24 protein-coding genes are annotated in these 23,483 nt (G+C 62.2%); 14 read left to right on the top strand and 10 right to left on the bottom strand.

The genetic code is table 11. From position 1 onward, the window contains the following. Positions 1-106: 106 nt before the first annotated feature. The gene (locus tag ACW73L_RS17565) at positions 107-661 is read right to left on the bottom strand and encodes a phage integrase N-terminal SAM-like domain-containing protein (RefSeq protein ID WP_498923877.1); all 555 of its coding nucleotides are present in this window, start codon (positions 659-661) and stop codon (positions 107-109) included. Positions 662-911: 250 nt separating this feature from the next. Here ACW73L_RS17565 and ACW73L_RS17560 point away from each other — a divergent pair, with 250 nt between their 5' ends. The 6 genes from ACW73L_RS17560 to ACW73L_RS17535 all read left to right on the top strand — a co-directional run bounded on the left by ACW73L_RS17560 (position 912) and on the right by ACW73L_RS17535 (position 4,493). Beyond that, a complete protein-coding gene (locus ACW73L_RS17560) occupies positions 912-1,451 on the top strand; it encodes a hypothetical protein (RefSeq protein WP_498923876.1) in 540 nt (179 codons plus the stop codon). 84 nt (positions 1,452-1,535) lie between these two features. After that, positions 1,536-2,270, top strand: a complete 735-nt coding sequence (locus ACW73L_RS17555) for an endonuclease NucS domain-containing protein (protein WP_498923875.1) — start codon at positions 1,536-1,538, stop codon at positions 2,268-2,270. Positions 2,271-2,389: 119 nt separating this feature from the next. Next, entirely contained in the window at positions 2,390-3,043 is a 654-nt protein-coding gene (locus ACW73L_RS17550) for a hypothetical protein (RefSeq protein WP_498923874.1), read from the top strand. A gap of 440 nt (positions 3,044-3,483) precedes the next feature. Beyond that, positions 3,484-3,780, top strand: coding sequence for a transposase (locus ACW73L_RS17545; RefSeq protein WP_498923873.1), 297 nt, complete (start codon positions 3,484-3,486; stop codon positions 3,778-3,780). A 42-nt stretch (positions 3,781-3,822) separates the two neighbouring features. Beyond that, entirely contained in the window at positions 3,823-4,194 is a 372-nt protein-coding gene (locus ACW73L_RS17540) for a hypothetical protein (protein ID WP_498923872.1), read from the top strand. 89 nt (positions 4,195-4,283) lie between these two features. Continuing rightward, a complete protein-coding gene (locus tag ACW73L_RS17535; protein ID WP_498923871.1) occupies positions 4,284-4,493 on the top strand; it encodes an addiction module protein in 210 nt (69 codons plus the stop codon). Positions 4,494-4,901: 408 nt separating this feature from the next. Here the strand turns inward: ACW73L_RS17535 and ACW73L_RS17530 are convergent, their stop codons facing one another. Then, positions 4,902-5,570, bottom strand: coding sequence for a ubiquitin family protein (locus ACW73L_RS17530; RefSeq protein ID WP_498923870.1), 669 nt, complete (start codon positions 5,568-5,570; stop codon positions 4,902-4,904). Positions 5,571-5,802: 232 nt separating this feature from the next. Between ACW73L_RS17530 and ACW73L_RS17525 the strand changes: the two genes are divergently transcribed. The 4 genes from ACW73L_RS17525 to ACW73L_RS17510 all read left to right on the top strand — a co-directional run bounded on the left by ACW73L_RS17525 (position 5,803) and on the right by ACW73L_RS17510 (position 10,166). Beyond that, on the top strand, positions 5,803-8,157 hold the full coding sequence (locus ACW73L_RS17525) for an FdhF/YdeP family oxidoreductase (RefSeq protein ID WP_498923869.1): 2,355 nt from the start codon (positions 5,803-5,805) through the stop codon (positions 8,155-8,157). Further along, positions 8,144-8,431: a helix-turn-helix domain-containing protein gene (locus ACW73L_RS17520; protein WP_498923868.1), complete on the top strand. Its 288-nt coding sequence runs from the start codon at positions 8,144-8,146 to the stop codon at positions 8,429-8,431. The genes ACW73L_RS17525 and ACW73L_RS17520 overlap by 14 nt, the downstream gene beginning before the upstream one ends. Before the next feature lie 163 nt (positions 8,432-8,594). Next, positions 8,595-9,674 (top strand): hypothetical protein, encoded by a 1,080-nt coding sequence (locus ACW73L_RS17515; RefSeq protein WP_498923867.1) that lies wholly within the window; start codon positions 8,595-8,597, stop codon positions 9,672-9,674. A gap of 165 nt (positions 9,675-9,839) precedes the next feature. Next, the gene (locus tag ACW73L_RS17510) at positions 9,840-10,166 is read left to right on the top strand and encodes a hypothetical protein (RefSeq protein WP_498923866.1); all 327 of its coding nucleotides are present in this window, start codon (positions 9,840-9,842) and stop codon (positions 10,164-10,166) included. Between the two features lie 84 nt (positions 10,167-10,250). Here ACW73L_RS17510 and ACW73L_RS17505 read toward each other — a convergent pair whose 3' ends face one another. The 3 genes from ACW73L_RS17505 to ACW73L_RS17495 form a co-directional block, all read right to left on the bottom strand. After that, positions 10,251-10,679, bottom strand: coding sequence for a desulfoferrodoxin family protein (locus ACW73L_RS17505; protein WP_139559667.1), 429 nt, complete (start codon positions 10,677-10,679; stop codon positions 10,251-10,253). 202 nt (positions 10,680-10,881) lie between these two features. Next, positions 10,882-11,547, bottom strand: coding sequence for a response regulator (locus ACW73L_RS17500; protein ID WP_498923865.1), 666 nt, complete (start codon positions 11,545-11,547; stop codon positions 10,882-10,884). Further along, positions 11,544-12,893 (bottom strand): sensor histidine kinase, encoded by a 1,350-nt coding sequence (locus tag ACW73L_RS17495; RefSeq protein ID WP_498923864.1) that lies wholly within the window; start codon positions 12,891-12,893, stop codon positions 11,544-11,546. Before ACW73L_RS17495 ends, ACW73L_RS17500 begins: the two co-directional genes overlap by 4 nt. 238 nt (positions 12,894-13,131) lie before the next feature. Between ACW73L_RS17495 and ACW73L_RS17490 the strand changes: the two genes are divergently transcribed. The 3 genes from ACW73L_RS17490 (at position 13,132) to eutC (ending at position 16,201) form a co-directional block, all read left to right on the top strand. Beyond that, positions 13,132-13,575 (top strand): regulator, encoded by a 444-nt coding sequence (locus ACW73L_RS17490; RefSeq protein WP_498923863.1) that lies wholly within the window; start codon positions 13,132-13,134, stop codon positions 13,573-13,575. A 482-nt stretch (positions 13,576-14,057) separates the two neighbouring features. Next, positions 14,058-15,452, top strand: coding sequence for an ethanolamine ammonia-lyase subunit EutB (locus ACW73L_RS17485; protein WP_498923862.1), 1,395 nt, complete (start codon positions 14,058-14,060; stop codon positions 15,450-15,452). Further along, positions 15,449-16,201 (top strand): ethanolamine ammonia-lyase subunit EutC, encoded by a 753-nt coding sequence (eutC, locus tag ACW73L_RS17480; protein WP_498923861.1) that lies wholly within the window; start codon positions 15,449-15,451, stop codon positions 16,199-16,201. Before ACW73L_RS17485 ends, eutC begins: the two co-directional genes overlap by 4 nt. A gap of 98 nt (positions 16,202-16,299) precedes the next feature. Here the strand turns inward: eutC and ACW73L_RS17475 are convergent, their stop codons facing one another. The 4 genes from ACW73L_RS17475 to ACW73L_RS17460 all read right to left on the bottom strand — a co-directional run bounded on the left by ACW73L_RS17475 (position 16,300) and on the right by ACW73L_RS17460 (position 20,124). Beyond that, positions 16,300-17,127, bottom strand: coding sequence for a HEAT repeat domain-containing protein (locus ACW73L_RS17475; RefSeq protein WP_498923860.1), 828 nt, complete (start codon positions 17,125-17,127; stop codon positions 16,300-16,302). Positions 17,128-17,279: 152 nt separating this feature from the next. Then, a complete protein-coding gene (locus tag ACW73L_RS17470) occupies positions 17,280-17,774 on the bottom strand; it encodes a hypothetical protein (protein WP_498923859.1) in 495 nt (164 codons plus the stop codon). Positions 17,775-18,550: 776 nt separating this feature from the next. Then, on the bottom strand, positions 18,551-19,009 hold the full coding sequence (locus tag ACW73L_RS17465; RefSeq protein ID WP_498923858.1) for a hypothetical protein: 459 nt from the start codon (positions 19,007-19,009) through the stop codon (positions 18,551-18,553). 191 nt (positions 19,010-19,200) lie between these two features. Next, on the bottom strand, positions 19,201-20,124 hold the full coding sequence (locus tag ACW73L_RS17460; protein ID WP_498923857.1) for a LysR family transcriptional regulator: 924 nt from the start codon (positions 20,122-20,124) through the stop codon (positions 19,201-19,203). A gap of 62 nt (positions 20,125-20,186) precedes the next feature. Here ACW73L_RS17460 and metE point away from each other — a divergent pair, with 62 nt between their 5' ends. Next, positions 20,187-22,487, top strand: a complete 2,301-nt coding sequence (gene metE, locus ACW73L_RS17455) for a 5-methyltetrahydropteroyltriglutamate--homocysteine S-methyltransferase (protein ID WP_498923856.1) — start codon at positions 20,187-20,189, stop codon at positions 22,485-22,487. Positions 22,488-22,533: 46 nt separating this feature from the next. On the opposite strand, the gene ACW73L_RS17450 is transcribed toward metE, so the two are convergent. Further along, positions 22,534-23,451 carry a methyltransferase domain-containing protein gene (locus ACW73L_RS17450; RefSeq protein ID WP_498923855.1) on the bottom strand — a complete coding sequence of 306 codons (918 nt, stop codon included), beginning with the start codon at positions 23,449-23,451 and terminating at the stop codon, positions 22,534-22,536. Positions 23,452-23,483: the final 32 nt, after the last annotated feature.

Raw genomic sequence — 23,483 nt, 5'->3', positions numbered from 1 at the left:
CCCACCGGAACAGCAGGTGTTGGCCGCCTGACTCAGCCCACGAGCACGGCCCTAAACACCACTTTTGACAATAGCTCCCGTTCAGGGCCAGGTTTTGCGTGCTTCCTTAAACCCTGCGATGTACGGCCAGTTCATCCAAAAACCGGGCTATGTCCGAGGCTTGCCCGACTCGGGGATCTCTATCGCCGAGAAAGCCGAGGAAGCGGAGTGTCCAGTGCAGATACGTCTGCTCTGTCTTGATCGAGAACCCTCGCCGACGGATCGCCGCCCGAACCTGATCCAGCAAGGCCGCGTGCTTTCCACGCAAGGCGTCGAAGGGCGTCGGATTAGGGGCGGACGGCGCCGCGGGCATCGCATAATCGCGAGCGGCCGGCGGATGCGTTCCTTCGAGGTTACGCGCCGAGTCGCGCCAGTGGCGCCAGTCGACTTCCCCGAGCCAGTCGACGCCGACGAGCTCGAAGAGTTTCTGTAAAGCATCGGCCATCTGGCGAAACTGCCAGTCTTTGAGATTGCCGCGCCGGCCCAGATCGCCGAGAAAACTGTCCACGTCCGGAGGCCGATGCTGCCTTAGCTTCCGGCCGGGGTGGGCAGCAATATACTGTTCGGCGCGACGGACGAGCCACCGATCGAAGGGTGGCTTGATGCCTGATTCATGGAGCATTTCAATATAGCGAGCCCAGAAGCACCGCACCCTTTAGGTGCGCGAAGTATCGCGGTTTGACGTCGGTGCAGACATGATATAGCTTCCGACATAACACCGAACCGCCGACGGCTGCCGAGCGGCTGTTTCCGTGAGCGGGCAGTCTCAGTCGAGGTGCTTTACAGAATCTATTTAGTACAATCCTCACAGGCTCTGTAAAGCGCGCTTAGGCCAGATTCTGCAAAAGAACAATGTTAGGCGAGGTGAATCCATGAGCGACTGGGACTTTCTGCACAACATGCACAATGAAGGCTATAGCCCAGAGCAAATAGCAGATGCCGCCGCTTGTGGGTACAACCCTTGGGAGTGGCAACCACTAAACGAAAATGAGTTGCCTGCGACGCGCGTCCAAGACCCGGAACTGGTTGAAATATTCAAAAACCTCGTCGATTGTGCAAAGTCGTACCACACGCGTACTGGACGCTATTTGCAAATATGGGGCGAGCTTGGTGAGTTTTATGCCGAAGTGACTTACGGTATCAAGCGGCACAAACCACACACCAAAGGCTCAGATGGCAGACTTGGAAACGACTTTGTTGAAATAAAGACAATCTCGCCGGAAAAGGACGGTGGTCAAGTTCAAGTCAAGCGCGCTGGAAATTTCAATCGGCTATTGGTAATCAAGGTCAGCGAAAAATTTGAGTTCGAGGGCCGCTTCATTGAACGTAAGCGGTTATCAAAAGGCGAAGGAACATTCGCGAGAGTGTCTTGGTTGGCGCTTACCCCGTCCAACGAGGAACCTCAATCATGAGCTGCATGCCTAACAATCGCTTCGAGAGGGACGCTCCGCCAGCATCAAGCTAAACGTTAGCGAGACACAGAGCAAGGGAAGAGTATGAAGAAGGAGGAATATGAGCGGTGGCTTCAAACTCAGAAATACCAATCCAATACCATAACAGCTCAACTCCATCGCGCTGGTCGAGTCGAAGAATACTACGGTGACCTTGATGAGCACTACAAGGGGGACCAATTGGCAAGTGTGATTGCTGCGTTGGTCTACTCAACCGAGGACAGACGCCGGAATCGTCCGAACCCGACAAAAATTCCTTTTCAAGGAGATCCGTACAACAATCTGGCGTCATACCGCGACGCGGTCAAGCGGTATCAGAAATTTCGGATCGAACAAGCAGACGTACCCGTTTCAGGCGAGCGGGCCGTCATCGAGCCAAAGGCCGATGAGGAGAACGAGCCCGGCCAACGGATTGGGCTTGAACGGGATATGCAGGCTGCGCTACGACTAAGAATTGATCAGCTCGAGCCGGGCTTAAAGATCGCAGATGAAGGGGCCGAACGGTCTGTCGAATCCGGATTCATCGATATCACTGCAAGCGATGCTTCCGGAGAGGTTGTCGTAATCGAGTTGAAAACCGGAGTGGCAGGGCAGCGCGCCATAGCGCAAATTCTAAGCTACATGGGCGACGTTGCTGTGGAGAATGAAGGCACCAAAGTGAGGGGTATTTTGGTAGCCGCGGAGTTTGATGCGAAAGCTAAAGCCGCGGCTCGCATGGTTCCAAACCTATCGCTGCGCAAATACAGCGTGCACTTCAAGTTCTCAGATGGGAACGGCTGACAATCGTGTTTTTCGCGAAGGTCGCTAACAGCCTGTTGCTGCGGTCGGGCCATCAGCGTTGCGTCGCTGCGGCCGCACCCGCTGTCCGCCGCAGAACAGCACGTTAGATTTCAACGCTGATGCACACGAGGCTCGCCAAATGGATTCGCTGGCTGGACGTCCTAAAGGAGGAGATACAGCTGCTCGTCATCTCCAAACATATCTTTTGGTCTGTCCAAGAGTTGATCCGCGACAATCCAAATATCCAGATAGGAAGCGACTTCTATAACTTCCTCGGAAACTGGTACATCGCATACTCAGTAATGGGTGTTCGCCGCCAGTTAAAGGTAGATGCTCAGTCCATTTCCTTCGCCAGGTTACTTACTGAAATGGCTGAGCACCCGCAGGTGCTGTCCCGCGCGTACTACAAGTCGTTGTACGCCGGGTCGATCGTGGAGGATATGGCTGACAAACACTTCGATCGCCTTTGCGGCGGAGGAGAACCTCACCTACGCGCGGCAACTGTTCAAGCCGAGCTTGCGGAACTGCGGCGGGTCGCTGCTTCTTGCGAGGAATTGGCTGACCGACGGATCGCTCATCGTGACAAGCGCCGAATGAAGAAGCTGCCCAAGTTTCACGAGCTAGATGCCTGCATAGAGTACCTCGACAAATTGTATGTGCGCTATCTCGCACTCCTTCATGCTCAACCGATGGACTCGCTTATGCCAACGTACCAGTACGACTGGAAAGAGATTTTCCGGGTTCCATGGATTCCGGCTGAGGACGGAGAATGAAATCTAACTTCGCGCTGCAGGGTGCGTTAGGCATTCGGTATGAAGGAAAATAGGGGGCAGTGCGGCTCGGCAATGCCGCGTAATCTAGCGGGTGAGAGTCCCGCCTGGGTAATCGCTAGCCACGAGCCCAGTATCGAGCCTTGCGGCGCGAACGGTAACGGTCGCGTCGATGCGTAGGCACGAAAGCAGGCGAGGTGTAAGGGTAACGGGTGGAGCCGACCTTGAAGGTATTGAGCCCCGAAAAATTTAGTTGGAGAGTGCCGACGGGTTTGTCCCCCCCGGCAGGCAACAACCGATAGCGCGCCACGGTGAGCGGTATCGATGCTCCCCGGGGTCCGAGGCCATGTCGAGCCTGACATCGAGAATAAAACCTAATAGGGGACAGACCACGGTTTCGTTGTGCTATGTCTACGTGGAGTTGGCTGTGAGGATGAGAGACGATGCCACGACGACCACGAGTGGTGCTGTCCGGTGTGCCGCCACACGTGATTCAGCGGGGAAACAACCGGCAAGCCTGCTTTTTCGCGGATGACGACTACCGGTCGTATCTGGAATGGCTGCGAACCTACGCTGGGGAGACCGGGTGCGCCGTGCATGCCTATGTGTTCATGACCAATCATGTTCACCTGTTGCTGTCCTCGGCAACTCCTGGGGGCGTCGGGGCGATGATGAAGCGACTGGGGCAGCGCTACGTCCAGTACATCAACCGGACGTACCGACGCAGCGGAACCTTGTGAGAGGGGCGCTTCCGGTCATGCCTCACCCAGGAAGAGTCCTACGTGCTGAGTTGCTATCGCTACATCGAACTGAACGCGGTGCGAGCGGGCATGGTGGAGCATCCCGGGGATTATCGGTGGTCCAGTTATCGGGCGAACGCTCAGGGAGAGGGGGGCGACTGGCTGGAACCGCACTGCTGCTATCGTGCGTTAGCGGCGGATGACCAGGGACGACAAGCGGCCTATCGCGTGTTGTTTCGTTGTCACCTCGATCCGGGGCTGGTTGATCAGATTCGTGCAGCCACCAATGGCAACTACGCGTTGGGCAGCGGCCGGTTTGAGGAAGAGGTCGCCGCGGCATTAGGGCGCCGCGCGGTTCGTGGACGATCCGGTGGACCCAAGCGCCGGCGTGACGCAGTCGCGGATGATTTGTAGTAGCCTAATCGTTGAAAACCGTGGTCTGACCCCGGCTACTCTTACTCTTACTCTTAGCGCCCAATTAACCCTGCGAGTATCATTTAGCCATGAATACGAATCTTAAAAGTCTTCCTGTCGATGAACGAATCCAGCTCGTGGAGGATTTGTGGGACAGCATTGCAGTAGATCAGGGTTCCCTTCCTCTAACTGACGAGCAGAAGATGGAGCTTGATACGCGCCTACAGGCGTTTGAAGCCGATCGAAATCCCGGCCGCATAGCCAGCGACGTGATTAAGGACATTCGGTCCAGGCTATGAGGTTGCCAGTCCGAATCAGGGAAGAGGCGGAGGTTGACTTGTCGGATGCTGCCATCTGGTACGAGCAGCAACGCGTTGGCTTGGGCCAAGAGTTTTTGGATCAAGCGCAATCCGTATTTGATTCTCTACCAGATCATCCCAACTTGTACCCTGTCGTTCATAAAACCGTTCGAAGAGCTTTGCTAGGCCGCTTTCCGTTTGGAGTTTTCTATAGTGTGGAAAGAGAATTCATCCTTGTCTATGCGGTCATACACGCGAGGCGTCATCCGCGTAGGTGGCGAGGACGCACATAATAAACATCACACGGAAGATCGGGGTCAGAACGGAGGATCGGGGTCAGTTCTTTATTCGGAGGATCGGGGTCAGTTCTTTATTTGCTAATGACGCCCAGATTTCGAGCGATGGAACCTACGTATCCGGGAACCGGCAAGTGAAGATAATCGGGGTGAATTGTCGCGCTTCCCGGTCGATGTAGGTGGCCTGGAGCACCGGCCAGCCGGCATCGTTCACGTTGCCGTTCACTTGAACAAGGTAACTGGGATCAAAGCCGCTGACGGCTGCGGAGGAGAAGATCTGGCGAATGGTCGACCGGTATGAGGCCCCTGGGTTCAGCGATACAGTGAAGCCTTGGTTGACGCTCGTGGCATCCGTCGACACAACAGTGAATGTCACGTCCTGCAGTACCGTCGACTGATTCGTTACACGAAGCCAGTCTTGAACACCGCCTCGCCGTAAATCCACCGTCGCCAGGCACGGCGCATCACCGCCACGCAGCCGAAGCACCAGGTGCAGCGTGCTTTCCTTCTGGATGTTGTAGTCACTCAGCGTCCGCCCATCCTCCAGCTGCTTACCGGCAAAGATCAGGCGCTGCTGATCCGGCGGAATGCCTTCCTTGTCCTGGATCTTCGCTTTGACGTTCTCGATACTGTCGGTTGCCTCAGTGTCAAGCGTGATGGTCTTCCCCGTCAGCGTCTTCACGAAAATCTGCATCGCGGACGCGGTTGACGAGACGAAGCAAAGCGCCACTGCCATAAACAGGGTGCTCCATGCGCTACTCCTGCGATGATGTGTGTTCATGATGAGCCTCAGTGCCGGAAGGTATCGGTCGTTCCTCAAGGATAGTCGCTCACTGCGCCACACCCCCGTTTCTCACGCCGCATCCAGGCGACCTCGAACGCCCCGAAGGGTCCGCACCGGACAGATGGCCCGATTCCGGAGAGTGCCGAGTAATCGCTGGCAGTTCCCATAACCCCTGCTTATCAGCGCATCCATCCAAACGATTGGACGCGCTGGCCCGATATCTCCGAGCATGGTGCCCGTACCAGGGCTGCGTTCCCAGCCTTCGCCACCATCGGAGTGTCCCGTGTCGTCACCGAAGATCGAGGAATACAACGCCCCCGCCGCCGGCTGGGGTGCGCTGAAGAACGTCGCCGTCCACCTGCTGAAGGAGCGCATCCCCGGCAAGGGCGCGCGGACCCTGCTGGCCCAGAACCAGCCCGACGGCTTCGATTGTCCGGGTTGCGCGTGGCCTGATCGCGAGCACACGTCGACCTTCGAGTTCTGCGAAAACGGGGTCAAGGCCGTCGCCGCGGAAACCACTGCGAAGCGCGTGACGCCCGAGTTCTTCGCGCGGCATACGGTCGCCGAACTGCTGCAGCAGTCGGATTACGAACTGGAAGGGCATGGCCGGCTGACCCATCCGATGGCCTACGATGCGGCGACCGACACCTACCGGCCGATTGCCTGGGACGACGCCTTCGCGCTGATCGCGCGGCATCTGCACGCGCTGGACGATCCGAATCGCGCGGCTTTCTACACCTCCGGCCGGGCCAGCAACGAGGCCGCGTTCCTGTATCAGCTGTTCGTACGCCGCTTCGGCACGAACAATTTCCCGGACTGCTCGAACATGTGCCACGAGCCGACCAGCGTCGGCCTGCCGGAAACGGTCGGGGTCGGCAAGGGCACGGTCACGCTGGAGGATTTCGATCAGGCCGACACGCTGATCCTGTTCGGCCAGAATCCGGCGACCAATCACCCGCGCATGCTCGGCGAGCTGCGCGCCGCGGCCAAGCGCGGCGCGACGATCGTGTCGGTGAACCCGCTGCGCGAGCGCGGCCTGGAGCGCTTCGCGAGTCCGCAGCACATGCTCGACATGCTGTCGCCCAAGGGTGTGACGATCAGCTCGGTGTTCATCCGCCCGACCTTGGGCGGCGATCTCGCGTTGCTGAAGGGTGTCGCGAAGCGGGTGCTGGAACTGGACGACGAGGCGGTCGCCGCGGGCGGTGCGCGCGTACTGGATGTGGACTTCATCGCCGAGCACACGGCCCATTTCGACGCCTTCGCCGCCGATCTGCGTCGTGAGAGCTGGGACGAACTGGTGACCGATTCCGGCGTCAGCCGCGACGACATCGAACAACTGACGCAGATCTACGTCCGCGGCAAGGCCGTGATCGCGACCTGGGGCATGGGGCTGACCCAGCACAAGCATGCGGTCGCGACGGTGCAAATGCTGACCAACCTGATGCTGATGCGCGGCAACATCGGCCGGCCCGGCGCGGGCCTGTGTCCGGTGCGCGGGCACTCGAACGTGCAGGGTGACCGCACCGTCGGCATCGACGAAAAGCCGACGCCGGAGTTTCTCGACCGGCTCGGCCAGGTGTTCGGCTTCGAGCCGCCACGGCATCACGGTTACGACGTCGTCGCGACCATCCAGGCGATGCTGGACGGCAAGGTCAAGGTGTTCGTCGGCCTCGGCGGCAACTTCGTGATGGCCGCGCCCGACACGCCGAGGGTGTTCGACGCGATGCGGGCCTGCAACCTGACCGTGCACATCGCGACCAAACTGAACCGCAGCCATCTGGTGCATGGCCGCGACGCGCTGATCCTGCCGACGCTGGGCCGCACCGAGGTCCACGGGACCGCCGCCGGTCCGCAGGGCGTCACGGTCGAGGACTCGATGAGCATGGTTCACCTGTCCTATGGCATCAATAAGCCAGCCTCGCCCGAGTGCCGGTCCGAGATCGAGATCGTCGCGGGCATGGCGCACGCGGCGCTGCCCGATTGCGGCATTCGCTGGCTCTGGTATGCGGAGGACTATGCCCGCATACGCGACGCGATCGCGCAGGTCTACGACGCATTTCACGACTTCAACGCCCGCGTCGCGAAGCCGGGCGGTTTTCATCTCGGCGTCGCCTCGCGCGAGCGCATCTGGCTGACGGCCAGCGGCAAAGCCGAGTTCAAGGTCCACGGCCTGCCCAAGGATACCGCCATCCACCGCGCGCGGGCCAAGTACGGCGACCGGATGCTGACGCTGATGACGACCCGTTCGCACGATCAGTACAACACCACCGTGTACGGTCTGGACGACCGCTACCGCGGCGTGTTCGGCCAGCGCCGCATCCTGTTCATCAGCGCGGTCGATCTGCAGCGGTTGGGCTTCAAGCCGGACGAATTCGTCGACCTGACCAGCCTGTGGGATGACGGCATCGAACGCCGCGCGGAGGGCTTCCGGCTGGTGGAATACGACATCCCGCCCGGCTGCATCGGCGGCTACTACCCGGAGACGAACCCGCTGGTGCCGCTGGACAGCTACGCCGACAAGGCGCGCACACCGACCTCGAAATCCATTCCCGTGCTGCTGGAGCGCTCCCGTGTTGCCGCATGACTCGTCTCCGGAAGCCGCTGAGGACGCGCTCGACCCGGGCCTGGCCGCCATCCTCAACGTGCTCGCCGCGCACGCGATGGAAGGAACCGGCCGCGATTTGAGCCTGGCGCGTCTCGCCAAGCGCACCGGCCTGCGCCAAAGCACTCTACGACGCTATCTGACCTTGCTCGAAGAAGCCGGTGTCGTCCGGGTCACGCTAGGGGAGGACGGGAGCGGGAGTGTTTCGTTAGCGCACCATGACTCAATTGGATCAGCGCGCCGACGAACGCAGTGATCAGGATGCGGGCGGATTTGTGAATGGGCTGACCGCTAAGTGCCCCGCTCTAGGGCGCGTCTCCACGTTGACAGGGTCGATAGCCTTTGGCCCGCTTGTGATAGTCTGGTCATACGCTGTGTAGCCCTACGCCGTAATTTCCATCCACGACAGGGAGTTCTGCATGCCTTCGCGCTTTGCCCGTTCAGCCGGTCTATCGTTCCTTGCCGCGTCTGGCTCGATGGTGAGCCCCTTCTCCTCCGCCGTTACCCCGCCGCCGGTCGAATTGCATGACATCGATAACTGTGATGTCGGCGGCGGCAGCGCCGACATCCAGTCGGTGCAAACCCGGTATCTGCGCGATACGGACGAACTTCACGTGGAGCTGAGGCTGTGCGACTATGTCCTGCCGCAGACGGTCTATACCGTGCACCTGGATCACGCGCCGCCTTATCTCGGGGAAGCGGGCCTGAACCGAGCCACGGCCGGCTGTCGCGATCCGTCCGATACGATTGTCCAACGGCGGAAGGGTCGGCACTTCGGGCCTGGGCGTAGCCACTCTGCGGGGAACCGCGTGCGTTTCCGTATCCCGGTGAGCACCCTCGGCGTCGATCCGAAAGCCCTCGGCGCCCATGTGTCGGTTTGGGTCAGCAGCGATCTGGATGGTGTCCGCGACCATGCACCGAACACCGAGCACGGCGATGGCTGCAAGCATCCGCAAAGCAAACACGAGGCGCTGGCGACCCCGCTGACGGTCTTCGGTTACATCGCGTTCGCCACGCTACCGACCTCGGAAGGTTTCGGCGACGGTTATTCCGGAGTCAACGACGCCTGCAACTTCGTGGCCCGCGAGGCCGGCTTAAAGGGCGATTTCGTTCCCTGGGTCGCCGCCAACGGCTTGTCGCCGAGCCTGATGGTCGACCCAACGAAAGGGCCATGGCAGACCCTTAACGGAACGGTGGTTGCGAACAACCTGCTGGACTTGATGACCTGCAACAAGGGCACGAGCGGGACGGATTGTCTGCGGGCACCGCTGAACCGGGACGTGAAGGGCAATCCGCTGCCCGCCGGCACGCTGGCCTGGACCAATGTCACGACCGCCGGTGTCGCGGCCGGGCCCTCCTGCAATGACTGGACGACCATCTCGGCAGGCGTCACCGGGACGGTTGGCAAGATCGACTCTCTCGGCGCGGACTGGACCGACAGCGGCGCCGTGCCCTGCAACACGCTGGCCAGTTATTACTGTTTGCAGGTCTTGCGCTGACGCAGGGCGGCGGGAGCATTAACGCGGTGTCGCCCCGCGTCTGGCTCTTGGTGCCACTGCACCTTGCCTTATGGCGATGACATTTGTGCCGGGGCAACCTCGGCGGCCTTCGTTGCGCATTGCTGACTAGACTTCGGCCAAAGTGATTTGGCTGAGGTAGCGACCATGATTACCACGAGGCGGCTGCGGACGGGCAGATGGGAGAGCGTCGTGCAGATCGGTGGACTGGTGCCCATGACGGAGACTTTTGTGTCGGAGAGTCTGGCCCGGGAGTGGGCCAACCAGACCGATCGCGAGCTGCGCGGGTTACGGGCAAGACTCCTGACCATTGCCCTGGGTAACCGGTGTAAGCCGATGGCCCGTAAGGACCGACCGCCACAGGATGTGCTCGCCCTGATCACTCCGGCGATCGAGCGCTTCCTCGGCGTCTACGGATGCGCCGGCGAATTGCCGCTGGCGCCGCCCACGTCGCCCAGACGTTGGCGGCGCTGACGGTACCGCGCGGATTGCATTACGGTCGGATGACGCGGAGTTTCGCACGGACCGGCGGGGCCATTGATGACAGCTTCGTCGGGCTCAGACCTCCAGCATGTTCAGCCAGACGTCGTGCAGATTGCACATGCTGAGCGCGTAGAGGGGCCCCGACGCATAGCCCTTGAGTTCGAAACTGGAAATGGGCGACTTGTCCTTCTGCGGGTCGAACAGGTGTTCCTGCAGGAACTGGAAGCGGCTGTCCAGCAGTACATGCTTGACGATGTAGTGTTCGCAGCCCTTCATCTCATGCGGCGTGATGACGCGGATTCCCAGGCCGCCGTCGATCTTTTCCTTCTCGATCAGCGGCAGATGGGTTTGGACTTTGGCGCTCCAGCGACCCGGTGCGTCCTTGGTGTAGTAGATGCCACCGGCCGCAGGCGACTGCGGCAATTCGGCCAGAACGGTGCTTGGCGCAATCAGGCCGGCGCCTCCGCCAATGGCGGACAAACGAATGAAACTGCGGCGATCCATGAGCTTTCCTCGAGAAGTGGACAGTGTGAACGATTGGAATTCGGTCTGCTTTGACAGGCTGATGTCGCCCGCTCGCTGAGCGTCGGCGCGATGCGCGCTTCACTGTACACCGGGGTTTCGACGGGCCGCAAGACCGACGGGAACGCTCGGGTTTGGGTCCCCGTCGTCCGCCCGTCCCTTGACTACGCGTCGTCCGACAGGCTCAAGGCGCTGCCGTGAGCTGCAGCAAGTCCATGACGTTGAGCTTGATGGCCAGCCGCACCAGTTCGATGTCGCTGCCTACGCCGAGTTTGCGCTTGATCAGGTAGTGGCAATTGCAGACGGTCTTCGGACTGATATTGAGCGTCGAGGCAATGGTCCCGGTGCCTTTCCCGTCGAGCAGCATCATCAGGATCTCGAATTCGCGCACCGTCAGCGCGTCCAGCGCCAGTTGTTCTCCGCGCAACTGCTCGATCGCCAGCGCCTGCGCGATGTCGGCGCTCAACGCATGCCGGCCCGCCTGGACGTCGCTGATCGCGCGCAGCAGAACCTCGGGCGGGCTGCTTTTGGTGACATAACCCAAGGCGCCCGCACGGATGGCCGTGAGCGCGATGCCGGGGTTCTGATGCATGCTGAACACCAGAATCCTGGCTTTCGGTGCGCGCTGTTTGATGCGCGAGATCAGTTCCAGCCCGCTGCTTCCCGGCAGCGAGATGTCGGTAATCACCACATCGGGGTATTGGTCCTTGAAGAGCTGGTAGGCTGTCGCGCCATCGCCGGCTTCGGCCAGCACCCGTAGACCGGGCTGCCTGGCGAACAGCGCGCGATAGCCTTCGCGCACGATGGCATGATCGTCGACCAGCAGGATGCCGATGGGTGCCGTGTTCACGTTGCGGACCTGGAATCGGGCTCGAGCTGCAGCTGGATCGTCACGATCAGGCCGTGCGGCTCGGCGATCCCGAGCGCCATGCGACCATGGAGGGCGCTGACGCGCTCCCGCATCCCGAGCAAGCCGATGCCGAAAGGCTGCGGAACGCACGTCGCCAGTCCATCGTCAGCGACGATCAGGGTGGCGGTTTCCGTGCCGACGGTCAGTGCGATGCGGGCGTGGCGGGCCTCGGCGTGTTTGGCAATATTCGTCAGACATTCCTGAACCATGCGAAACAAAGCGACCGTCAAGGCGTCCGGAAGGGTCGAGCAGTCTCCGTCGATGTTCAGGTCGAAGCGGGTCCGGCGCTGGCGATTCCAGTCGGCGACCAGGCTTTCCAGCGAGGATTTCAATCCGACCTCGTCGAGTTCCGCGGGCCGCAGTCGGCGCAGCAGACCGCGAATGCCGGCGAGCAGGCGTTGGGCGATATCGCCGATCCGCTGGGCTTCGTCGACCAGGTCCGGGCATCTGTCCTTTGCCCCCTGGGTGATCGATGCAGTCAACGCGTTGATGCCGGTCAGGCACTGCCCGAACTCGTCGTGGAGTTCGCGGGCCAGATCGCGTCGCTCTTCCTCCTGCAGGTTCATCAGTTTGACTGCCAGTGCCTGGCGCTCGGCAAGCAATTGCTGTTGCGCGGCGGCCAGTTGATTGACCGCTCCGGCAATACTGCGCCATTCGTTGAGTTCGAAGGATGGGAGCCTGACGGCGAGCTTGCCGTTCCGCATCGCTTCCAGCCCTGCGACGATGCGTGCCGACGGTTCCAGAGCACGGTTGACGCTCCAATACACCAGCGCGCAGACCGAAAACACCATTAGCGCCGCGAGTGTCGTCAGGCTGCTGACGTCGGCCCATGCCGCCGCCAGCTCGCGCTGGGCGCTGGGGATGACGGTCACGGTCCCGTATCGGCGGTTCCGGTAGCTGACCGGCAGTGCGACGGGTTCACCCGAGCTGAACAAGGTGCGGTAAAGCCAGGCGAAAGCGGGCGGCGACGCCGTGGTCTCCGGTTCCAGCCCGTTGCAGAATCGGCGCGGTGTGGCCGCCCCCGTAGCTCCGAAGACGATGCAGTCACCGATGCCCAAGGTGTTCGGCTGCCAGGATTGCAGGTCAGGAAAGGGGTCACGCAAGCCCAGGGTCGCTCCCCATTTGATGAGTTGCAGCTCCAACTGTTGGCGCATGGCTTCCGCCGTGGCGCGCGCATCCTGCCGAGCCTGGTGGTCGCTGCGGTAGAGAAGCAGGCCGGCGGTCGTGAGCCAACAGGCAAGGCCCGTCGCGGCGATGCGATTCAACAGGTGGACTTGCAGCCTCATGACAGTGGGTGGTAGCGCCTCGGTGCAGTGTTCGCAAATCGCTCACGGCGGAGCAGCGTTGCGGTGGAATCGACCTCCGTGTTGTGAGCCATTCTAGGAATCCCAGCACGGCCTGCCCAGCGTAGGCCGCGACGGCGGGCAATTTGCCCGTGCCTCGGCGGGCAAGGATCGGCTTACACGACCGCGACCGGGTCGTAGGCTGCTCTGGCCTTGTTCAGACCTGAGGGAGACTCCATCCATGCCCACCTTCCATTTCGACGACAGCAACATCCGCTGGAACACGCTTGAGGGATTCGAACACCTAAGTTACTCGATTCTGGATATCGACGAGCGGAACGGCATCATCGACGTCCTGTTCAAGTTCGCGGCGAACCGACAGATCGTCCTGCACCGGCACAAGGCGCTGAACCATCTGCTGGTCGTACAGGGCGAACACCGGCTCTATCATGCCGATGGCCGTCTCAAGGAGATCAGGCCGGTCGGGCGGTACACCGTGAGCCCACCCTCGGACGAGCCCCATCGCGAAGGCGGCGGAGCCGAGCAGGATGCCGTCGTGTTCTTCAGCATTCGCGGCGATGGGCTGCTGTACGAGATACTCGGCGATGATCTGCAGCCGATCGGGACCCTCGGGAAAGAGGACTTCGTGGCGCTGTACGCCGCGCAGCAGTCCGCGGCCAAATGACTACCGCGGTTGCGATCGGGGTCGGTTGCGGTGTGGCCGCCTCGTTCGCCCGGGACGGGCGGCCACCGGCGGAGGCAGACACGCGCGCCGTATGAATTCAATCCGCTATCGTGCAAAGGGCAAAAGAGGTGCTGCCCGCAGAGGCTGGATTCCGTTGGAATGAAGGCGGAGTGCTTGCCGTCATTCTGCTGCCTGACGCGGTAACTGTGCACGCCCCCCTCGCGGGAGCGATCCGGGAGGCCGAGACACGCCGTGAATCCGTCACTGGAGGCTCGGCTGCGGGTTCCCTCCCGCAGACGGTCTCGCCCTCCCGGCCCGTCCCAACTACCCAACAAGGCAGGGTGAATGGTTAACCTGATGCGTCGGCATCGGGCGATTCGTGTGCGTCCGGGTTACGGTTAAGTGACGAGGCCGGCGCATGACTTCCCGGCGGCACGCGCAGGTGTTGGAATACCCCGAAGTCGTTTGGGAGTGTCGCCGGCATGAGTTACCGCGTGAGTCTGCAGGGTCAGAGCAAGGTCTTCCGGGACCTGAAGACGCTGCTCGCCAAGGCTTCGCCGCTGCGCGCGGCGGACGAACTGGCCGGCATCGTCGCGGAGTCGATGGAAGAGCGGGCCCTGGCGCAGTGGGCGCTGGCGGAGGTGCCGTTGCGGCGCTTCCTCGAAGAACCGCTGATTTCGCCCGAACAGGACGAGGTCTCGCGGCTGATCCTGGACCGGCACGATGCGGCGGCATTCGCTCCCGTTTCCGGTCTGACGGTCGGCGAGTTTCGCGACTGGCTGCTGCGCGAGACCGACGGCGAGCGACTCGCCGGCCTCGGCCGCGGACTGACGCCGGAAATGGTGGCCGCGGTTTCCAAGCTGATGCGGAACCAGGACCTGATTGCGGTCGCGCGGCGTATCCGGGTCGTGTCGCGGTTCCGGAATGCGCTCGGCTTGCCGGGCCGGCTGTCGACCCGGTTGCAGCCCAATCACCCCACCGACGACCCGCGTGGCATCGCCGCTGCGGTGCTGGATGGCTTGTTGCTCGGCAGCGGCGACGCCGTGATCGGCATCAATCCGGCCACCGACAATCTCGACAATGTCCATGCGCTGTTGAGCCTGCTGGACGAGCTGATCCAGCGGCATGCGATACCGACCCAGTCCTGCGTGCTGTGCCACGTGACCACCAGCCTCGAGCTGATGCGGCGGGGGTCGCCGGTCGATCTGGTGTTCCAGTCGATCGCCGGTACCGAAGCGGCCAACCGCAGCTTCGGCGTCGACCTGGCGATGTTGCGGGAGGCGCACGACATGGCGCGAGAACTGCGCCGCGGGACCGTGGGCGAGCAGGTCATGTATTTCGAAACGGGGCAGGGCAGTGCACTGTCGGCCAATGCCCATCACGGTGTCGACGCGCAGACCTGCGAGACGCGGGCCTATGCCGTCGCGCGCGAGTTCGCGCCGCTGCTGGTCAACACGGTCGTGGGCTTCATTGGACCCGAGTATCTCTACGACGGCAAGCAGATCACCCGAGCAGGCCTCGAAGACCATTTCTGCGGCAAGCTGCTCGGCCTGCCGATGGGGGTCGACGTCTGCTATACCAACCACGCCGAGGCCGACCAGAATGACATGGACGACTTGCTGACGCTGCTCGGCGTGGCCGGCTGCAACTATGTCATGGGCATCCCGGGTGCGGACGACGTCATGCTGGCCTACCAGAGCACCTCGTTCCACGACGCGTTGTATCTGCGCGAGGTGCTCGGGTTGCGGCCGGCGCCGGAGTTCGAGGACTGGCTGAACCGGATGGGTATCTTTAATGGCCGCAACGCGCTGGCGGGCGAAGGGCGAAACGTGCCGCTGCTGGCCGATCTGACGGGCTTGGCCGGGGGCTCGGCATGAGCGCCGAGGCATGGGACGCACTGCGCCGCTGCACGCAGGCCCGCATCGCCCTCGGGCGCGCCGGACATGCGTTGCCGACCGACGCGGTGCTCGACTTTCAGTTGGCGCATGCGCGGGCGCGCGACGCCATCCACCGGTCGTGGGACAGCGCGTCGTTCGCAGGTGCAGTAGCGTCGCGGGGATGGGTCCCGGTCATCGCGTCGACCCCGGTGACGAGCCGGGTCGAGTATTTGAAGCGTCCGGACCTCGGTCGACGGCTCACCGACGACTCCGAGCAGCGTTTGCGGAGTCGTCACGACCCGGCCATCGATGTGGCACTGATCGTCACGAACGGTCTGTCGTCCACTGCAATGGACCGTCACGGTCTGCCGCTGCTGGATGCCATCGTGGCGGCCCTGGCGGCCGAGGGCCTTGGCTGCGGCCCGATCTGCCTCGCGGAGAACGGCCGGGTGGCGTTGTCCGATCCGGTCGGTGCCGCCTTGGGTGCCCGGATCGCGGTGATGGTCGTCGGCGAAAGGCCCGGGCTCAGTGCCGACGACAGCCTGGGGATCTATCTGACTTATGCGCCCGGACCAGGCAATACCGACGCCGAGCGCAATTGCATCTCGAACGTGCGACCCCCGGCCGGCTTGTCTTACGCCGCGGCCGCCCGGAAGCTCGCTTACCTGGCGCGCCAGGCACTCATTCTCAAGTTGTCGGGGGTAGGGTTGAAGGACGACGAGCCCGGGTTCGTTTTGCCGAAGCCGTGATCAGCTTTCGATTATGCCTGTGAGCGGCACAGGGGTTTCGCTGGACCTCTTCCCGCGGGTCGCTCGGATGGAAGGCGGACTGACGTGACTGCAGCGCATTACTGGTGAATCTGGGTTCCGTCCGTATTGGGCCCGACCGGCGCGGCCATGGCGCCCGCCAAGTATGCATCGCGGTCGCCTAACGCGCGCCGGGCCAGTTCGCTGACCGACCGATCGGGATCCGTGCTCAGCCGGCGAAGTCCTTCCAGGACCTCGGGATCGGCAAACTCGCGGTCTGCCGCATGCCGCCAGAGGGCATCGACTGCGCCGACGCGAAAATCCGGTGAGCCGCTTCCTGCGGCTTGGTCGACTAAGGCCTGGGTGGCGAGTGCGCTCGGGTTGCCCACCAAACGCTCTATGGCTTCGCGGCGCGTCTTGTCGTCGCGGGCCGCCCTGAGCGCGTCGAGGTCCCGCTGCAAGGCCTTCTCGGCGTTTTCCTTCCCTTCTGTCGGATCTGGCGCCGCCTGCTGAAGCTGGCCTGACTCTTGGTTTGCAACCTTGGCGCTCGGAATGGATAAGCCATTGTCCGCGCGGGACACGATACGGATCGTCGCCTGCGTCTTGCCATGCTGCGGGTAGCTGACATACGAGAAGCCCTCAAGCAGCGCCTTGAGCGCGTCGTTCGTGTTCGTGCGGGTCGTCCGCGCGGTGATCCTTGTCGACAGCAGCCCGAGGTTGACCACTTCGATCGTGACGGGGATCGTGCGCCGTAGTTCTTCGATGAGCTGTCCCAGGGTCGCGTCGGCCACGTCCGCCGACAGCTGGCCGCGGTCATACTGGATCGTGAGCCTGGGGGACGGGGACGCTGGCGGGTGCGGCTGGTCCTTGCCCCAGGCCGGCAGGGTGGTGACGAAAAGGATCACGACAAGGCGACGAATCCGGATCATGGAACTGCTCCGTTTCGGTTAGAGGAAATATGCTCCGAGGTAAGGAGCTTCACGCAGTGGTGTCGAAGATCGTTCCCGCGCCGTCTTTGGACCCCTCAAACCGGCCGCACTCGTGCGGCCGGCGCGGGTCGACTTATGGTTTAAGGACCTGATCAATACCGGTCGCGCAAATGAATGACCGACAGTTTGGGCTGCCAGGCATAAGTGGACGTCGTCAGCCCGCTATTCAAGAACGCGACGAAGCGGTAGGTAATGGACTGACCCGCAGTACACGTGTCGAAACGCTGGATTGAGCCTGGGTTGTACTGGAATCCCCCTGTGGAGCCACCTTGAAGGTAATGGTAGTGATTGAAATCAAGGGCAGCGCTGCGGCTGATGCCGTAGGCCAAGATGCCGTCGACACCTGCGGTGGTGAAATTCATCCCGAACTGCGCATCAGCCTGGGCCAGCAGAAAGCCCGTTACGGGACAGACGACCGTCACGCTGCGCAAAATGTTGGGGGTAGCGGAACTCGAACTGTCGATAACGACCGAGGTTGTACTTTGGGCGTAGTCTCCGCCGGCTTCGGGATTGGCCCAGGCCGCACCGCTGCCGAAAGTGATGCCCAACGCGATCAATGCCGACGAGATTCGATTGACTTTATTCATGCCTTATTCCCCTATCGTTCGTATGGTTAAACGCTTTTCACCCAGTGCTCCTCAGCGGTCGGAGATGTGAAGGCTCTGAACCCGTTGGGTCTAAGCCGCACTTACTCAGTATCGTCGGCGGAGCAAATCAGCGATGCGGTAATTCCTTGATCACGCGTTCTGCCTGCGCAGAATAGGCATTCCCCCCTTGTGGGTCTCCAACTAAAGCTGTTTTACGTTGGGGCTAATCCTAACTACTTTGAATTACCGGCTCGACAACCTAAAGCGATGTCCCGTTATCTGTCAACAAGCTTTTGCAAACGTTAATAAACTAACGGATTAGGCACGTAATCGATTTGGATAGTCGCACGCGGGGTCGTCGGATCTGAGAGTGTGCCGGTCATGCGGGACGCTATTTCGAGCGCCCTAATCGGTCGTAACGGGCAGGCGATTAAAGGCTGTCGAACAAATCCGGTGCGGGCGTCACACGCTTCAGGTCGGGACGACCCCACGCACGCCATTGAAACTCGTCTGAAACTCGTCGCCCGGAAGGTTCCCAGGAGCTGGAGCAGGTACGCGAGTTCGACTGGGGCGTTAAGTCGCGCTGACTGGCTGCCCGTTGGCACATGGCAACCGTCCGGTTCGGTGGATTTCCGCTTCGGCTCGAGGTTCGACCATCAAGGCTCTTGCGTGCGCTGTCCGTCATGTTCGCGCGACACAGACTGTGTGCGTGGACGGGTCCCGGTTGGTCAGCCTCACGCGGTTGGAGGCTTCGGAGCGGGCCGGCGGTCTGTCGTTTACCGTGCGGGCTTTCCGCGCGTGGGCGGTCCGCAGCGCTGGTAGGGCGAGGCCGCTACCACCGATTTGAGGTTCGGACCGAGCGCCGTGTCACCGGTGTCGTTGACGATCAACTGGCCGGGTTTCTCGTCGGCATTGAAACGGAAGTTCACGGCGTAGCCTTGCGCGGCCTCGACCCGCGGCGACAGCCATTGCTCGATACCTTCGTACCGGGCACCGCCAGCACAGCTTAGGCAAAGATCCAGCCCGTCCACACGCCCGCGGGTCTGGCCGATGACGACGTAGAGCCCGGTTTCGTCGACGCTCACCCGCGGACTGGCGCTGCAATTGCCCCGCGGGCCGTAGGTGCCGTAGAGCTCGGCGGGCGGAGGGTTGCGGGCATTGATCTCGATGGCCCCGCAGGGGCCCGTCAGGGCGATCACAACCGCGATCAGAAGGGTTTGCCTGGTCTGTTGCATTGGCGTTCTCCGGGGAAAAGGTGTGACCGAGGATCTGTGAGGACCAGCGCTGCGCGATTCAGCGCGGTTGCTTGGCGCGAAGAAAGATACCCTATCTGTTCATCCTGTCGCGAAAGACGGACAACCGAAGGGGCGCGAACGGTCGCGGCTTTCGTCGCGCCGCGAGTCCACCCGAAGCGGAAGCATGCCCCTCAGATCGGCACGATTCCGCGCAAACTCCTGAAACTCGTCTCCCGCACGGTCGCCAGGAAATCGTTCAGGTAGGCCAGTTCGGCCATCGATTCGGTGGTTGCGGCATAGAGTTGGCCCCATAGACCCTTTTTGCCGATCGGCTTGGCCCGCACGTAGTTCCGCTCAAGATAAGGCTGCACGCTCCAGTTCGGTAGCGCCGCGATGCCCCGTCGGCTGGCCACCAGTTGCAGGATCGCGACCGTCAGCTCGCTGGTCCTCCGCTTCGGTTCGATCCCCAGGGGCTTCAGGACCTTGCGCACGATGTCCAGCATGTCGTCCGGTACCGGGTAGGTCAGCAGGGTTTCCGCGGCGAAATCCTCAGGGTTCAGGAACGGCTTGGCGGCGTAAGGATGTTGTCGCGACACCAGCCCGACGATCTCGAAGCCGAACAGCGGATGAAACGCGATCCCTGCGCGGGGCTTCGGTTCGGAGACGACGACCCATTCGGCGCGGTTATCCAGCAGCAGGCTGACCGGATCGGCATGAAATCCGGACACCAGATCCAGCTCGATCTCCGGCCAGTGTTCCCGGAACGTGTCCATCGATGGCATCAGCCAATCGAAACAGGTATGGCATTCCACGGCGACGCGCAGCCGACCCGATTCGCCCTGGGCAATGCGATGCACGTCCCTTTCCGCGTCTTTGACCAGGGCGATGACGACTTCGGCGAGGCTGTGCAGGCGTTGTCCCGCGGCCGACAGGCGCAGGGGCTTGGTCTTCCGTTCGAACAGTGCGGTGCCATAGTGGTCCTCGAGTTGCTTGATCTGGTGCGAGATCGCCGACTGGGTGAGATGAACGCGGGCGGCGGCCCGGGAAACGTTTCCGGTTTCTACCAGCGCCAGCAGGGTCTGCAGGTGGCGGAGCTCCAAAAGGGACTGAGGCATGAGCGATTTCGATGGATAAAGTGAAAATAATGAGTTTGAATAATATTCGTGGCCACCCGATGATGCCAGCTCTTCCACACTATCGTAAGGAGCATCACATCGTGGCCGTTACGCACAATCTCGGGTTCCCCCGCATCGGCGCCCGCCGGGAGCTGAAAAGAGCCCTGGAGTCCTACTGGAAAGGCGCCACCGACGAGGCGTCGCTACGCGAGGCAGGCCGGCGCATCCGGGCCGAACACTGGCGCCTGCAGATGAGCTCGGGTGTCGATCTGATCCCGGTCGGCGATTTCGCGTACTACGATCACATGCTGAACATGACGGCCTTGCTGGGTGCGATTCCGCCGCGCTTCGGTCTTGGGGACACCGTCGATCTTGACGGTTGCTTCGCGCTGGCTCGCGGCACGGACGCTCAACCGGCGATGGAAATGACCAAGTGGTTCGATACCAACTACCACTATCTGGTGCCGGAACTGCGGCGCGACACCGTGTTCCGGCTCGATCAGCGCTGGTTGTTCGATGAGGTGGCAGAGGCGCAGGGGCTGGGTTTTCATGCCAAGGTGGTGCTGGTCGGGCCGTTGACCTACCTGTACCTCGGTAAGGAGAAGGAGGCGGGATTCGATCGACTGGAATTGTTGCCGCGCTTGCTGTCGGTTTACCGTGAACTGCTGGTCGCTCTGAAAAGCCGCGGGGTGGCGTGGGTGCAGCTGGATGAACCGGCGCTGGCGCTGGATCTGCCGCCGCCATGGCGGGAAGCACTGGACGCTGCCTACGTTCATCTGGCGCCTGATTCGCCGCGCTTGCTGCTGGCGACCTATTTCGGTTCGGTCGCCGACCATGCCGACCGGCTCAAGGCATTGCCCGTGGCGGGGCTGCACATCGACGCCGTGCGCGCACCGGAACAGGTCGACGTCTTCGTCCCGGATTTTCCAGCCGACAAGGTTCTGTCGATTGGCAGCATCGATGGGCGCAACATCTGGCGTACGGATCTCACGCGCGTGCTGCCGATGCTCGAAGCGGCGAAGGACACGCTGGGCGAGCGCCTGTGGCTCGCTCCCAGTTGTTCGCTGCTGCATGTTCCTATCGATCTCGAACTGGAGACGGAACTGGATCGCGAGGTTCGGCCCTGGCTGGCGTTTGCCCGGCAGAAGCTGGAGGAACTCGCGATACTGGACCGCGGCCTGCGCCTCGGACGTGAGTCCATTCGAACCGAACTCGAGGAGGCAGCCCGTGCCGCGCGTGATCGCGCTCTGTCGCCGCTGGTTCGCCGGCCCGAGGTGCGCGCTGCGGCCAGCCGGGTTCGGGAGGCCGATTTGCAGCGCTGTTCGCCGTTCACGCAACGGGTCGAGACGCAGCGCGCGCGCCTCGGCTTGCCATCATGGCCCACGACGACCATCGGTTCCTTTCCCCAGACGCCGGACATCCGGGCGGCGCGCGCGGCCTACCGCCGGGGCGATCTCGACGAATCCGGGTATCGGGAGCGCATGCGGGCCGCCATTCACCTCGCCATCGAAAAGCAGGAAGCGATCGGTCTGGATGTGCTGGTCCATGGCGAGGCCGAGCGCAACGACATGGTGGAATATTTCGGGGAGGCGCTGGACGGCTTCGTGTTCACCGGAAACGGTTGGGTCCAGAGTTACGGCTCGCGCTGCGTCAAGCCGCCGATCATCCTTGGCGACGTCGCGCGCACGCGGCCCATCACGACCGAGTGGATCGGCTATGCCCAGACTCTGACCTCGAAGCCGGTCAAGGCCATGCTGACCGGTCCGGTGACGATGCTGCAATGGTCCTTCGTTCGCGACGATCAGCCCCGAGCCGAAACCGCGCTGCAGATCGCACTGGCGCTGCGCGAGGAGGTGGCCGATCTGGAGCGGGCCGGTGTCGCCGCCATTCAGATCGATGAACCGGCCTTCCGGGAAGGTCTGCCGCTCCGGCGCGCGGACTGGGAGGCCTATCTGGCCTGGGCCGTCAGGGCCTTCCGCCTGTGTTCGGCAGGCGTGGCGGATGCAACGCAGATACACACCCACATGTGCTACTCGGAGTTCAACGACATCCTGCCGTCGATCGCGGACCTGGATGCGGATGTCATCACCATCGAGACTTCGCGTTCGGATATGGCTCTGCTCGATGCGTTCCAGGCCTTCGACTATCCCAACGACATCGGGCCCGGTGTCTACGACATCCATTCTCCCCGTGTCCCACCGGTGGCTGACATGGTGGCGCTGTTGCGTAAGGCCGGTCAGGTGATCCCGCCGGAACGGCTGTGGGTCAATCCGGACTGCGGCCTGAAGACGCGGGGATGGCCGGAAACGGAGCAGGCGCTCCGCAATATGGTCCAGGCGGCGGCCGCGTTGCGCGCGGGCTGAGCAGGGCGGGGGGGGCGGGCATGACCCCGCCCCGCGACCGTTATCGTTAACGGGGCTTTTCGGCGCGGAAGATGCAGTATCTGACCAAACCGCCGTGGAACACCTTCCATTGGGCGAGGGCCACCTTGAAATTGGCGGTCTGGGCCTTCTTGCGCAATCCCAGCCACTGCATCGTCAGCTGCATCGGGTAAGTCCACAAGGCCGTCAGATACATGCGGCGTGCCGAAGGCATGGTTTCCTTCGTTGCTTCGGTAATCTGCACGTTCCGGAATCCGCATTCGAGCATGCCGGACTCGAATTCCTCCACGGTTGCGAGGTTCGGCACGGCCCAGCCGTTCAGGCAGTCCATGACGGCTCGCCATTCCTCTTCGTTGAATTCGCGGCGGGTTGCGTAGCCGTCGCAAGCGATCAGCGTGCCACCCGGTTTCAGCACCCGGTACGCTTCGCGAAAGAAGTCGCGCTTGTCGGTTGCATAACAGCTGCTTTCGACGGCCCAGACCACGTCGAAGGACTGGTCCGGAAACGGGGTCTGGCAGAAATTGGCCGCCTCGAAGGCGGTCTTGTCGGCGACGCCGTGCCGTGCAGCGTTGCGCCGGGCGTGTTCGACCTGCTGCTCGCTGACCGTGATGCCGGTCGCGCGGCACCCGATGTTCTTGGCCAGCCAGATCGAACTGCCGCCGATCCCGCAGCCGGCATCCAGCACATGATCTTCGGGCTTGATGTCGGCGATCGCGCACATGATGCGGTTCTTGTTCAGCAGCGCCTGGCTGTGGGTCTTGATGCCGTCTTCCCAATAGCCGTAGTGCAGTGCGAGGTTCTCGTTGTCAAACCAGGCCGTCCGGTAGTCCCAGTAGCAGTCGTCGTAATGCTTGGCGGTGTCGACGTGAATCTCCTCTTCGGAGAAGTCGGCGCCATGGCGCAGGGAGTCGTTACGGTAATCTCGGTTGGCTTCCAGGTAATACATGTTCGAGTGTTGGTGTTCTGATTCGGCGGTGC

This window comes from Methylolobus aquaticus (genome assembly GCF_054172105.1).
The sequence above is the reverse complement of the archived record's forward strand: the minus strand, read 5'-3'. Positions and strand labels throughout refer to the sequence as shown.